General features: G+C 42.5%; 12 protein-coding genes. 5 read left to right on the forward strand and 7 right to left on the reverse strand.

Translation table 11 applies throughout. The features are described 5' to 3' along the window. Nucleotides 1-37: 37 nt before the first annotated feature. The 3 genes from R2X38_RS07720 to R2X38_RS07730 all read right to left on the reverse strand — a co-directional run bounded on the left by R2X38_RS07720 (nucleotide 38) and on the right by R2X38_RS07730 (nucleotide 2894). On the reverse strand, nucleotides 38-1642 hold the full coding sequence (locus R2X38_RS07720; RefSeq protein WP_317521623.1) for a hypothetical protein: 1605 nt from the start codon (nucleotides 1640-1642) through the stop codon (nucleotides 38-40). Nucleotides 1643-2154: 512 nt separating this feature from the next. After that, a complete protein-coding gene (locus R2X38_RS07725; protein ID WP_317521624.1) occupies nucleotides 2155-2556 on the reverse strand; it encodes a Rap1a/Tai family immunity protein in 402 nt (133 codons plus the stop codon). 11 nt (nucleotides 2557-2567) lie between these two features. Further along, nucleotides 2568-2894, reverse strand: coding sequence for a hypothetical protein (locus tag R2X38_RS07730; protein ID WP_317521625.1), 327 nt, complete (start codon nucleotides 2892-2894; stop codon nucleotides 2568-2570). 742 nt (nucleotides 2895-3636) lie between these two features. Here R2X38_RS07730 and R2X38_RS07735 point away from each other — a divergent pair. From R2X38_RS07735 to R2X38_RS07755, 5 genes are all read left to right on the forward strand, one after another. Further along, nucleotides 3637-3885: a type II toxin-antitoxin system Phd/YefM family antitoxin gene (locus tag R2X38_RS07735; protein ID WP_317521627.1), complete on the forward strand. Its 249-nt coding sequence runs from the start codon at nucleotides 3637-3639 to the stop codon at nucleotides 3883-3885. Continuing rightward, nucleotides 3875-4165, forward strand: a complete 291-nt coding sequence (locus R2X38_RS07740) for a type II toxin-antitoxin system RelE/ParE family toxin (RefSeq protein ID WP_317521628.1) — start codon at nucleotides 3875-3877, stop codon at nucleotides 4163-4165. The genes R2X38_RS07735 and R2X38_RS07740 overlap by 11 nt, the downstream gene beginning before the upstream one ends. Nucleotides 4166-4878: 713 nt before the next feature. Further along, the gene (locus R2X38_RS07745) at nucleotides 4879-5865 is read left to right on the forward strand and encodes an integron integrase (protein WP_317521629.1); all 987 of its coding nucleotides are present in this window, start codon (nucleotides 4879-4881) and stop codon (nucleotides 5863-5865) included. A gap of 529 nt (nucleotides 5866-6394) precedes the next feature. Continuing rightward, a complete protein-coding gene (locus R2X38_RS07750) occupies nucleotides 6395-6868 on the forward strand; it encodes a cell division inhibitor SulA (protein ID WP_317521630.1) in 474 nt (157 codons plus the stop codon). Nucleotides 6869-7094: 226 nt separating this feature from the next. Next, nucleotides 7095-8501 carry a basic amino acid/polyamine antiporter gene (locus R2X38_RS07755; protein ID WP_317521631.1) on the forward strand — a complete coding sequence of 469 codons (1407 nt, stop codon included), beginning with the start codon at nucleotides 7095-7097 and terminating at the stop codon, nucleotides 8499-8501. Between the two features lie 74 nt (nucleotides 8502-8575). Here R2X38_RS07755 and R2X38_RS07760 read toward each other — a convergent pair whose 3' ends face one another. The 4 genes from R2X38_RS07760 to R2X38_RS07775 all read right to left on the reverse strand — a co-directional run bounded on the left by R2X38_RS07760 (nucleotide 8576) and on the right by R2X38_RS07775 (nucleotide 13175). After that, nucleotides 8576-8974 (reverse strand): hypothetical protein, encoded by a 399-nt coding sequence (locus R2X38_RS07760; RefSeq protein WP_317521632.1) that lies wholly within the window; start codon nucleotides 8972-8974, stop codon nucleotides 8576-8578. A gap of 371 nt (nucleotides 8975-9345) precedes the next feature. Further along, the gene (gene glgC, locus R2X38_RS07765) at nucleotides 9346-10563 is read right to left on the reverse strand and encodes a glucose-1-phosphate adenylyltransferase (protein ID WP_317521633.1); all 1218 of its coding nucleotides are present in this window, start codon (nucleotides 10561-10563) and stop codon (nucleotides 9346-9348) included. Between the two features lie 310 nt (nucleotides 10564-10873). Next, nucleotides 10874-11686, reverse strand: coding sequence for a phosphonoacetaldehyde hydrolase (gene phnX / locus R2X38_RS07770; RefSeq protein WP_317521634.1), 813 nt, complete (start codon nucleotides 11684-11686; stop codon nucleotides 10874-10876). A gap of 94 nt (nucleotides 11687-11780) precedes the next feature. After that, nucleotides 11781-13175, reverse strand: coding sequence for an aspartate aminotransferase family protein (locus R2X38_RS07775; protein ID WP_317521635.1), 1395 nt, complete (start codon nucleotides 13173-13175; stop codon nucleotides 11781-11783).

A 13175-nucleotide genomic window follows, 5' to 3' on the forward strand; every position in this document is an offset into this window, starting at 1 on the left:
AAACCGCCGAGTGTAACGGGTCACCTTGATTGCTTTGTTAAGCCCCTGCAAGCGCCTCGTACCAAATTACTCCTTCAGGAGTTTTACGATCATTTCCTACTTTGATGACAGTTATTCCAGAATGATCTTTTAATCTCAACCTTTCTTGATAATATTCTTTTAACTTTAAGTCAGATTCAGTTCCAAAATCATTCATGTAATGAAAGATAACTAATTCCTTTCCTTCATCTTCAATGCACGAGCGGAAAAGGCCATTAATATGCCCATCATCAACATTAAATCCGTAACCAATAACTGCAACAACATCAGAGTTTTTCAAGTTATTGTATAGCTGTACATAGCGTTCAGACATTTTAATCGAAGTAAGAGGCTTAATACCACTTTGAGTAAATAAAAATGGTACCGTAAAATGCTGAATATCTGTCGACGCTTCTTGTGATACAATTGTGTTTAAGTAAGGGTCATAACAATCATCCACCGAACCATTTAGATAATAGACATCTTCTTCTGATATGGTTCCAATGAAATTATTATAATTTGTTGTACCGATAGCCTTAACTTCATGTTCTTTTTTCATTTCGATAATATCATGATAATAACCATCACCATTCATTATTTTATCATTGAAGTTTTCAGCAATAGAAGATATATAACGTTGAGCTGTGTTTAAGAATATATTAATCTTACAAAATTTTGCCCAGTCAGTTTTAGGGCTATAAAGGTAACGCCAGTTTGAGTCAATAAGAGATTGATAATCCAGTGACGCTGCAAAAATATCCTCAAGAATTTCTAAAGCAAATGCACATATAAGGTGCTCGTCACTTGTGTCTGCCGTTATTGCAATTGGCTCGCCATCTAAGATAACCTCGAGACCTGTCAACCCCGCCCCTCGATAATCCAAAGAAAAGATTGCCCCTAGATCATCAAATATATCTATCTCATCAGGTTTCTTTTCAAAGATACCATCGTTCAAGTTGTGTACTAACTCTTCACCACATGCACCGATAAGTAACTCAAGAACAGAACGGCAAAAATCACGACACCTTTTTCTTATGAAGAAATTTTCATCAGTCGGTGGGAGTTCAAGTGCTTTCAAGTAGCTAGAGAAAAAATCGCTTGAGAACAAATGATTATAGTCACCTAAAATACCAGATATTCTAATTTCATGGCTAAATGTCTCTGCGCCAAATGATATGCCTAAGACGTTTTCAAAAGCCTCTCGAATATTACGACCAAATGTTTCATCAAACTTGCGGGCTAATACTGAAACTCTAGAATCAAACTCTGATAGATATCTAATAATATCAAACCGTTTATACTCTAAACTACTTTTAACTAAACTTTCATATTGCGTTCTACCAAAAGAAGAGATTGGCTTCTTCTCATAATCTTGTGGCAACCAATTTTTGGCATAATTTGAACGTTTATTAACTTTTTCTCTAGTTTCTCGTAATAACTTTTTGTCTTCAGCTACATCCATTCTAAATATATCAAGAGCAAATTTCCCTCCTGACGGTAAACCATAGCCAATTTCGGCACCAGCACCGAAAAATAATGATACTTTACTCATTAAAAACTCCTTTTCTAATTTAGGGGGCTTAACGCCTAACATAAGTTGCGCCCCAATAAACTCACCAAGCACGCCGAACTCCATACCAAAAATGCGCAGTAAAAAGCGTCAACTTGATGTTCTTGTTATGGCTTAATTCCATCTGATTTACTTGTGCTTTTTGCTTAACTCACAACATCCTGAAGCTGTGCTCTTCATCATGCAAGATAGCATCAACAAAAACGGGAGCTTATTGGCAAAGAACCTGCAAGCGAATTAGTAAACACAGAGGCAAACACATGCGGGCTCTCCTTCTCTTGTTGCGGCTCGCAGACTTGGGTAGCCAACAGCCCAATAGAAAAATGAACCTTGTGTCCACCGAACCAATAACCGCAACTTGCGATGAACGATTCTCACCGCACTGCGACAGAAAAGAGGTTGATGGAACGGCCGCCATTGATGACCTGGACTATGGAGACTACAGTGCGGGAAAAGACATAACGCCTGCAATAAGGTGCCCCGCACTAAACTAACAAAGAACACCGAACTTCATACCAAAACCGCCGAGTGTAACGGGTCACCTTGATTGCCTTGTTAGCTGTGTTTTATTTGCATGGGTATGTTGTAGATAACATCTTTGCAACTGTAACCGATGCAGGTAAATCAGAATAGTTAGCATGGTTTTGCATAAAGACTTTATATTTTTCGATTGAGTTCAAAATAGTGTCATGTTCACCACACCCAAATACCTTGCCGGAAGCAACAGCTGCTTTCTGATATGATTCCTCTGAGTGTGCGCCAGTATATTCTACTACTGCAATAGTGGCAGGAATTGAAGATTGTACCACACCAGTAAAAAAGCCTAAGCACACACCGAAATCTCGCGACTTCTCGGGGGCATTACATGCTTTTAAAAGCATTGGGGTAGCTAACATTTGATTAGCCTTCAAAGGTAATGACAGCACACTTAGTGAAAGTATGCTCAGCAAAACTAGTACCTTTCTCATAAATTCCGCACCTATTGGTAAATATTACAACCCGTTTGCTGGAAAATTAACTTGGCAACTTCTGGTTTTGATTTTGTGTTAGGTTTAAGTAATTGGAACATGTCCACATTGCCCATTGCATACCCACCACCATAAGTCATCGCGCCTAGAACTTTATCTTGCCCTTCACTTCTATCAAGGGCAGATGCTAGCTTTGTTTGATCAACTTTTATGGACGCGATTTTAGCTAAGCCCGCGCACATTCCAATTTTGCTATTGTGGTCAAAAGCAGGCGTAGAGGCTATAGAAGAGAATGAGAGCCCAAGTAAAATAGGCAAGATTAAAGCACGAGTTTTCATTACTATCCCTAAAATTTAAATACTCTGACTGTATACCGAACGGCAACAATAACACTGATATCGAACATACAAGTTCAACATTTGGAAACAGCTAACGCCTAACATAAGTTGCGCCCCACTAAACCCACCAAGCGCACCGAATTCCATACCAAAAATGCGCAGTAAAAAGCGTCAACTTGATGTTCTTGTTATGGCTTAAATCCATCTGATTTACTTGTGTTTTTTTGTTTAGCTCACAACATCCTGGCTTTGTGCTCTTCATCATGCAAGATAGTGACAACAAAAGCGGGAGCTCATTGGCAAAGAATCTAAAAGCGACTTTGTAAACACAGAAGCCAATACACGCCGGCTTTCCTACTCTTGTTGCGGCTCGCGGACTTGGGTAACCAAGAGCCCAAGAGAAAAACGAACCTTGTGACCACCGGACAATAACCGCAACTTACGATGAACGATTCTCTCCGCACTACGACAGAAAAGAAGTTGATGGAACGGCCGCCATTGATTGCCTGGAATATGGTGACTACAGTACGGGAAAAGACATAACGCCTGCAATAAGGTGTGCCCCACTAAACCAGCAAAGCGCACCGAACTCCATACCAAAAGTGCCGAGTGTAACGCATCACCTTGATTGCCTTGTTAAACCTAGCGCTGAAAGATCGATTAAAACAACAATTTCTAATAGAAAAGCACAAAGCGACCAACTATAATGCCCCAATAAAAGACCTATTAAGAGACCTTTAAAATGACCAATCGTATCCTTGCAGATGTTGCTGCCAGTATCACAGAGCTGAAGGCGAATCCAATGAAAGTAGTATCAAGTGCTTATGGTGAGCCTGTTGCTGTACTTAACAGAAATGAGCCTGCCTTCTACTGTGTGCCAGCAGAAGCTTACGAATTGCTAATGGACCGTTTAGAAGATCTAGAGCTACTTGCTATTGCAAAAGAACGTCAGGACGAACCAAGCATCACGGTAGATATCAATGAGCTATAAGTTAGACTTCAAAAAATCTGCCCTAAAAGAGTGGAAAAAGCTTGGTGCTACTGTTCGTGAACAATTTAAAAAGAAGCTAATTGAACGCCTTGAAAATCCACATATTCCGGCTTCAAAATTATCTGGAGCCGACAACATGTACAAAATCAAACTTCGCCAATCTGGCTATCGTTTAGTCTATGAAGTAAACGATGGCGTCATCACTGTAACCGTTCTCGCTGTCGGTAAAAGAGAACGAAGTGAAGTCTACAAAAACGCCATGCGCAGAACTGATTCATAGGTTTAACGCCTAACATAAGTTGCGCCCCACTAAACCCACCAAGCGCACCGAACTCCATACCAAAAATGCGCAGTAAAAAGCGTCAACTTGATGTTTTTGTTATGGCTTAATCCATCTGATTTGCTTGTGTTTTTTGCTTAGCTCACAACATCTCGGGGCTGTGCTCTTCACTATGCAAGATATAGACAACATAAGCGGGAGCTCATTGGCAAAGAACCTGAAAGCGACTTAGTAAACACGGAACCCAACACGTTCCAGCTCACCTGCTCTTGTTGCGGCTCGCGGACTTGGGTGCCCAAAAGCCCTAGAGAAAAAGAACCTTACGTCCACCGAACCAATAACCGCAACTTGCGATGATCGATTCTCACTGCACTGCGACAGAAAAGAGATTGATAAAAAGGCCGCCATTGATGACCTGGACTATGGTGACTACAGTGCGGGAAAAGACATAACATTTTATTTTACGTAATTACTTCGACTATCCCACTAACTGTAAATCAACTAGTTACGCTTTCTAACCCCTTTGCCTTTTATATTACGAAGTTATTTCGCATATTTCACCCTCTTCGTCAAAATAACATATTGACAAACAACAAATTTTCTAGGCAATGTGATGTCATCAGCAAATATGCGAACTCTCTTCTAAATATCTTAGTCATGTGCCAAATGTGTTCATATAGTCACACATACCTGTGTATAAAAACAGTAATGATATGAGAGATATACCGCAGCCTTTATCAAATATTAAAAGCCCATTTTTAACCGAGGTCACCACTTTCATTCGTACCAGAGGGCTGGCCTACTCAACCGAAAAAGCCTACATAGGATGGATCAAGCGGTTTATCCTATTCTCACAGTATCGACACCGTAGCCAAATCAATGCGAAGGACATCCGACCTTTTCTCGAGCACTTAGTGACAGTTAAAAATGTTGCACCAAACACCCAAAAGACAGCTTTAAACGCATTAGTCTTTCTCTGCAGAGAAATGCTGAACCAAGATACAAACTCGTTGAACTTCAAGCGTTCGAAGCGCTCAACAAAATTACCAGAGGTGTTTAGCCATGAAGAAGCCATGGAAGTCATTAGCTTGCTTCAATATCCTTATCGTCTTGTTGCACAATTGATGTACGGCAGTGGACTACGTGTGAATGAAGCGCTTCGTCTCAGAGTAAACGATATAAACTTAGAAAGCGTGAGCGTTACTATAAGAAACGGAAAAGGGAACAAAGATAGAAAAACCTTGCTGTCGCAACATATTATAACGGATCTCCAACAACAGATTGATTCAGTCGCAATCCTGCACCAACTTGATATCAAAAATGGCTTTGGAGAAGTATACATGCCTTATGCGTTACAGCTTAAATATCCTAATCACGCAAAGTCACTAGGCTGGCAGTATCTCTTTCCTGCAAAGAATATCAGCAAAGATCCACGTTCAAGCAGAATGATGCGCCACCACCTAACTGATCGCAGTGTTCAACTACAGATTGCCATTGCGGTCAAAGAAGCAAAGATTTTAAAGAAAGCTAACTGCCATACATTCAGGCACTCTTTCGCAACTCGTTTGCTTGAAGCGGGTACAGACCTAAGGAATATTCAAGAGTTACTTGGCCATGCTGATATAAAAACAACGCAAATTTACACTCATGTCGTCGGCACACATTTTAGTGGGGTCAAAAGCCCATTAAGTAAAATCTAGTGGCACGCTACCGCCCTTAGGACCTAACCCACTAATGCGATGTTTTACTTGCAGGGATATGATACCCGTTTATCTATCTAATTTATTTGAACTGTTTCAACATCACATTGAAATATAGGTCATTTTCACATCCAACAAGAAAAGGTGACAAAAATCATTCACTTTTGACTCATTTTTTCACCAAACCTGCGGGTAGAGCTTCTACAATTACCTTCTTATCTATTACCAACTACTGTATGCCCAGTGGCTTTATACAGTAGTTAATACCTGCATACAGTACTGGTTATGCCTGTATTTTTGTGCTCCCAATCAAAATCTACTTCTTTAACAAAAACATTCAACTCATTTTGATTATAACAATAAAATCAATAAAATCATAGCTTTAAAATTAATTTACCAGCTTAACCTTGCTCATTCACGTCACCATATGCTTTTTAAAATATAAAAAACACTTGCAACAGCGTCTGATTAACACTACTGTATAGACATACAGCATGTATAAATAAACACTGTTTGAGGATGATGGATTATGACTGCTTACTTTGAACATCAAAACACGGTTTCTGCTTCTCAGGTCTACAAAGCAACATTTAACGCTACAGCCGAGGGCAATGCCTCTTCTCATACAGTGAGTTGTCCGATTGAAGTATCTTTTAATGACGAGAGCCAAGCTCAACTGGCCTACTTTTTACGAATCCTCAAACAGGCTAGCCAGCAGAGCCGGTGGATCATGTTCATTGGGCAAAATGCAGTGGTTGATAAAAACTTGCTAAAAAGTGCTGGTATTGATTTAAACAAGGTATTGGTGCTAACCAACAAAAAAGGCAAAACTGATCAAGAGTTAATGGAAAAAGCATTACGCAGTGGTAACTGCAGTGCCGTTATTGCAACAGGTGATATCCAGCACTTCGCAAGTTATGCCATGCGCGATGCGTCTGATGCGGGCGCAAGCTTTGCGTTTGTGATCAACCGTGATGATAAATCACGTATCACATACCACTGAATACCAAGCAACCTCGCCGATTTATACTCTGAAACCAATAGATAATTCTTTCCTATACTTACAAAGCCATCATTAAACCTGATGGCTTTTTTGATCCAGTACAATGAATGGTGTAATTAACTAATAATTGCGTGACCTGCATCACTTTGACCGTGCAATAACAGAAAAAACCATCATAATACGCCTGAAAATTATAAAAATTCAGTCGTTATAACCGGATGTAAAAATGGATAAGAAACTGGGATTAGGATCGCTAACCGCCTTGGTCATAGGCTCAATGATAGGTGCGGGTGTATTCAGCCTTCCTCAGAATATGGCTGCTGTTGCCAGTCCCGCAGCAGTAATGATTGGTTGGACCATCACTGGTATAGGAATGATATTCCTTGCCCTATCCTTCCAGCACCTCTCACGACTCAAGCCTGAAATCGAAAGCGGTGTCTTTGGCTACGCCCAAGCTGGCTTTGGCGATTTTATCGGCTTCTGCTCAGCCTGGGGCTATTGGCTCAGTGCAATGCTCGCAAATGTCTCCTACTTAGTGATCGTTTTCAGTACATTAGGTATGCTGTTCGACAGCCCGGATATGATGCTGTTCGGTGACGGTAATACCTGGCTTTCGGTAATAGGATCATCCGTATTACTTTGGCTTGTTCATGCCTTAGTATTACGTGGAGTGCAAACCGCTGCGATGATCAATTTGATCACCACCTGTGCCAAGCTCATCCCACTGTTCCTCTTTATCTTCTCTGCTCTTATTGCATTCCATTGGGATACCTTCGTGTTCGACTTTACTGGCCTACATTTTGGCGAGCAACACGATTTACTGTCCCAAGTAAAAGGCACTATGTTGATCACCGTGTGGGTGTTCATTGGTATCGAAGGCGCAGTGGTTGTGTCAAACCGTGCTAGGAATCGTAAAGATATCGGTCGTGCAACGATTCTTGGCCTACTCACTGCTTTAACTATCTATGTGTTCGTGACCTTGCTTTCTATGGGCGTGGTAAGTACAGAGCAACTTGCCACCTACCAAAACCCTTCAATGGCCAAAGTACTGACAGAGATCCTAGGTCCATGGGGTAAGTACATTATCGGTGGTGGTCTGCTGGTTTCTGTATGTGGTGCCTTCCTTAGCTGGACAGTGTTGGCCTCTGAAGCTCCTTTTTTAGGTGCAAGGGATAAAATGTTCCCGAAAAGCTTTGCCAAGCAGAACGACTCAGGTAGCCCAGTGAACTCGCTGTTACTGACCAATGGCTGTATTCAGGTTAGCCTTGTGTTTGTTATGTTTGCCGGCAGTACCTATGACACCCTACTGGCTATCGCATCAGAGATGATTCTTGTGCCTTACTTCCTTGTTGGAGCGTACACGCTGAAACTCGCGATTGAACGTAAAGATCGTGGCTCGTTGTTCATCGTAGGGCTATGTGCCAGCTTATACGGTCTGTGGCTATTGTATGCATCTGGCCTTAACTACTTGCTGCTTTCTGCCTTGCTCTATGTGCCTGGTTTGTACTTCTATGTAAAAGCCAAACGTGAACAGCAAACTCGCCCGTTTGTCGGCAAAGAGATGACGGCAGCCGGCCTACTGACAGCAGCTGCTTGTATTGCGGTTGGAATGCTTTGGAAAGGCATGATTTAACAATGCAAAAGCCAGCTTACGCTGGCTTTTCTTTTACCTGAACAAATTGTTCTTTAACTTGAACAACTGAGCATTTAGAGCATATGCGCCCTAAGTACTTCTCCATCATCATCTAGCTTGATCATTTTGCACGCTGCTTTGCTTTCTATCTCAACAAGCTGTAGCTCCTCTAGCGCATAAGGTAGCTTAATCATAAGTTCGTCAATATGCTCTGACCGTGCAAGTCTCAGCAAACGGATCAGGTTGTTCGTATCACTTATGTTTGTTGATAGCACTTTAAGTGCCTGCAACTGCAACTTCTCTGAGTCTGTCATTCCATGCGGCATTGAAGAAGTCCATGTAATTTCAAATGCTGGAATTAGCGCCCTTAGCGCATCGACAAGTGTTACTCTCTGTTTGCATGATGCCGATAAAAATGTTGTGTAATCAAATACAACATTATCTGGATTTGAGAATTCAACTGATGTTTCCATATTCATCCCTTTAGAAACATTACCACTGTTGTTAATAACTCATGTGCACCTGGCTAAATATACCGTTAGCTAATAACCACTATACGACTAACTTAAGTATGAGCTATGTCTTATTTCTGAAAATATGGCGTTGATCTGCTTTTTGCAAGCAAAAAATCAAGGTGGAAATAACCGCAAAACAATTGATTAACATCAATAAAACGTTCCACACATAGTGATCACCATCTTGATAAATAATAAATTTTCATATAGTGGCAATTGATAAAAGTAATTATTTACCGCCTAAATAAATGAAACAAATCTGCAACACTTCTATAAACAAAAACCGACATTAAATGTCGGATTTTATATTTAAACAGACAATAACAGAGTTAAAAATTATAATCTGATGGAATAACAACAACCCCTTTTGGCGAAATAACAAACCGTTCCGCATCCTGCTTAGAGTTAACGCCTATTTCAGTACCTGGAGGGATCACAACGTCTTTATCGATAATACAGTTTTCAATATGGGCGCCCTCACCAATCACAACGCCCTCGAAAACGATACTGTTGATCACCACGGCTGCATTCTCAACTTTCACTTTGGGAAACAATACTGAGTTTTGTGCCGAGCCGCCATTGATCGCTACCCCATTAGAAATGATCGAGTTGATGAAAATCCCTTCATTACCTGCTGGTGAGGATACAGTACGTGCTGGCGGTAATTGCTGCTCGTATGTACGGATCGGCCACTCTTTTTGGTACAAGTCCATAGGTGGGTAGTATGACAGCAAATCCATATTTGCTTGATAAAACGAGTCAATGGTTCCCACATCACGCCAGTATGCATCTTGGCTTACCCGACCGGCCGAGCCGCCAAACTGATACGCATACACCCGCTCACCATCGATCAAGCCAGGGATAATATCTTTTCCGAAGTCATGGCTACTTTCCGGATTAAGCGCGTCTTTTTCCAAGGCTTCTTCCAATGCTTTCATTGAAAAAATATAGATCCCCATCGAAGCCAAACAGGCCTCTGGGTTATTTGGGATTGACTGCGGATTATCTGGTTTTTCAGTAAACGAATATACCCTTTGATATTCATCAATCGACATTACACCGAAGGCATTGGCCTCCGCTTTAGGCACTTCCATACACGCAACAGTTAAATCCGCTTCATTCTCTACATGCTGCTTTAGCATTGGCTCGTAGTCCATACGGTAGATATGATCACCGGAAAGCACGACAACATATTTGGCTTCACTGCGTGTTAATAAGTAAAGGTTCTGATAGATCGCATCTGCCGTGCCTTGGTACCAACTTTCACCTGTTCGCATCTGTGGTGGAACAGCAGTTATATACTCACCCAATTCAGGATTAAAAATCGACCAACCATCGCGTAGGTGTTTTTGCAGGGAGTGAGACTTATACTGGGTAAGCACAAGCACCCTACGTAAACCGGAATGCAGGCAATTAGTCAGTGTAAAGTCGATAATGCGGTATTTACCGCCAAATGGTACAGCAGGCTTGGCTCTGTGGTCGGTTAATGGTGACAGCCTAGAACCTACTCCACCGGCTAATATAACGGTAATCGCTTCCTTTTTCATACTCTCCCCCTAGCGCAATGTCAGACAAAGAGTAATGAGCAATATGTAAGCCACAAATGAAAAAAATATAAGGCACTGAAAATATTACAATAAAATTCCTAGATTATTCTACACACTATATTTTGCACCAAAATAGGGAGCCAATTGAGATTGTTGCACAAAAAACGCCCTTTTGGTGTATGACCGCACCAAAAGGGCAACTTATCCCCCTAGATAACCACAAGCACTTTTGCGTTACTTAGGGGCATTTCAATCAAAATCATTATTGTTATTAAAACTTTGCCTTACCGATTCTTTCTTTGAAGAAAATTTAAGGGCGCTCACCCGCAGCCAAGCGGCGCTCGATATCAGCAACCACTTCCGGCAAATCCGCAATGGTATCGATCTGGTAGTGTGCACCAGAATGGGCAAAGGCATCGATCGCTTTTGCACGTGCACCGGCAAGCGTCGCCTCGTCAGCTTGTTCGAACTCAGACTGGGTCAATCCCGCTTCATTACCCGACAGCAGTAGTGCAACCGTCCACATACCTGCATTAAGACCTTCAGTAATACCAGGAACAGAGTCATCTACTTTGATGCCGGCTTTCACGTCAGTAACTGCAAGTTCAATCATGTTCTGCAGTACCATGTAAGGTGCAGGACGCCCTCCTACGGCAAGATCATCCGTTGCAACTGCGCAATCTGGGTTATAGCCGTTTTCTTTTGCTGCAGGGATCAAAGCATCAAGCACAACACGAGGATAACCGGTACACGAACCAATCTTGATTCCCTCTTCACGAAGACCATCAATGACCGCTTTTGCTCCAGGGATCAAATCGGCATGTTCAGCCACTTTGGCGATCTGAAGGGGCATAAAGGTTTGGTAGATCTTATCAATGTCTTCTTTTTGCATTGGTTGGCCGAACTTGTCCTGCCAGCGTTGGCTAACTTCAGGTAATTCACCAACCGCTTTGATGTGATCCCACTTTCCAAGGCCCATTGGCACACGCGCTTCAGCCAATGAAATATCAAAATCGTACTCGCGGCGGAATGCCTCAACAAAAATAGTAGTTGGCGCGAACGAGCCAAAATCGACAACGGTACCGGCCCAATCAAAAATTACTGCCTGAACTTGCTTAGTCATTTTTCTCTTCCTTTTAAATCTTTTATATGCGGGCTGCCTATTTAGCAGCCGGCAAAATATCAATAATGGTTTAATAGAGCTTGATTGCTTTTAACTACTGGCATTGAACTTCACTGATAGCTTGCTCGACCATGTCCATGGCACGTGCTAACTCTTCTCGCTCAATAATCAACGGTGGGCTTAACTGCAATACGTTACCCTGTGACACTTTAAAACTCATTCCCAATTCAAGACATCGATACATGACTTGTTCGGCTTGTTTCAATGCGCGCTCTTTTGAAGTTCGACAAGTCACCAACTCGACTCCCCAAAGCAAACCAACACCGCGAACGTCACCAATCAGTGGGTATTTCTGTTTCATGCCTTCTAGGCGATCCCGCATGTACGCTTCATCTACCTTCACTTTGGCCAGTAAGTTTTGCTGTTCAATCACTTCGATCGTCGCCAGCGCAGCAGCACAGCCTATCGGGGATTTTTCATGCGTGTAGTGACCCAGTGAAACATGTGATGCCGTGTTGTATTTATCTTTGGTGATCATGGCAGCAATCGGTACAACGCCACCGCCTAACCCTTTACCGATACAAAGAATGTCCGGTTCGATGCCAAATTCCTGGTAAGTGAACCAGTTGCCACTACGTCCCATACCATTTGGGATATCGTCAATGATCAGCATGACATTGTGTTTGTCACAGATCTCCCGGATGCGCTTCCAGTATGCTTTACTTGGTACCTGCACATCGGTGTTGCGAATACCTTCAGCAATAAAGGCACCGATGCCCCCTTCTTTTTCGATCACATATTCAAGGTAATCAGCATAGTGGACATCGCTACCGTCATTCGATGGAAATGCACCACGATAGCTCACCGCAGGAGGAATGCGCTCAACACCTGCCATTAACGGTCCCATGCCCTCACGGAAGCACGCTTCACCGCCAACTGAAATGGCATCAAGGGACGCTCCGTGGAATGAATCCCACAAAGACACTAGCTTGTAGTTTCCTGTCACATAGCGGGCAAGCTTAAGCGCCATACCAATGACAGAGGTCCCACCCGGCGCAAACAGCACCCGATTCAGATCGCCACCTGCGATATCTGTTAACTTCTTCGCGCAATCAATCGCAGTCTGATTGGTAAAACGGCGAGGCGAAAATGGCAATTCCGCCAGCTGCTGTTGAATTCGGCCAACAACATGGGGATGTCCATAACCCAACTGGTGAACATTATTGCCGTGGAAATCCATGTATTTTTTGCCAGCTGCATCTTCTATATAGATGCCGTCAGCACCTACCAAGGCGTCCAAACATGGCGTCGACATCGCCTGGTGTAAGAAGACCTTGCTGTCTTCCTCCAGCATTTGCTGCGTTTTTTGATCAGCAATGCTGTTCGTCCAAGCGACACGAGCCGGGGTTATATTGGTATCACCTTCGCTGCGCAGTGACTGATCCGTTAGCGCCGAACCGTGTTGTTGAGATGCCGTTACCTGAGTCAT

Origin of the sequence: Photobacterium rosenbergii, assembly GCF_033022775.1 — a bacterium.
Taxonomy (GTDB): Bacteria; Pseudomonadota; Gammaproteobacteria; order Enterobacterales; family Vibrionaceae; genus Photobacterium; species Photobacterium rosenbergii_A.

Bases quoted from the DNA above. Each gene is read 5' to 3' on its own strand.
- R2X38_RS07735 (WP_317521627.1), top strand. From the start codon at position 3,637: ATGACCAATCGTATCCTTGCAGATGTTGCTGCCAGTATCACAGAGCTG.
- R2X38_RS07730 (WP_317521625.1), bottom strand. From the start codon at position 2,894: ATGAAAACTCGTGCTTTAATCTTGCCTATTTTACTTGGGCTCTCATTC.
- R2X38_RS07725 (WP_317521624.1), bottom strand. From the start codon at position 2,556: ATGAGAAAGGTACTAGTTTTGCTGAGCATACTTTCACTAAGTGTGCTG.
- R2X38_RS07740 (WP_317521628.1), top strand. From the start codon at position 3,875: ATGAGCTATAAGTTAGACTTCAAAAAATCTGCCCTAAAAGAGTGGAAA.
- R2X38_RS07760 (WP_317521632.1), bottom strand. From the start codon at position 8,974: ATGGAAACATCAGTTGAATTCTCAAATCCAGATAATGTTGTATTTGAT.
- R2X38_RS07755 (WP_317521631.1), top strand. From the start codon at position 7,095: ATGGATAAGAAACTGGGATTAGGATCGCTAACCGCCTTGGTCATAGGC.
- R2X38_RS07745 (WP_317521629.1), top strand. From the start codon at position 4,879: ATGAGAGATATACCGCAGCCTTTATCAAATATTAAAAGCCCATTTTTA.
- phnX (WP_317521634.1), bottom strand. From the start codon at position 11,686: ATGACTAAGCAAGTTCAGGCAGTAATTTTTGATTGGGCCGGTACCGTT.
- R2X38_RS07750 (WP_317521630.1), top strand. From the start codon at position 6,395: ATGACTGCTTACTTTGAACATCAAAACACGGTTTCTGCTTCTCAGGTC.
- glgC (WP_317521633.1), bottom strand. From the start codon at position 10,563: ATGAAAAAGGAAGCGATTACCGTTATATTAGCCGGTGGAGTAGGTTCT.
- R2X38_RS07775 (WP_317521635.1), bottom strand. From the start codon at position 13,175: ATGACTCAGGTAACGGCATCTCAACAACACGGTTCGGCGCTAACGGAT.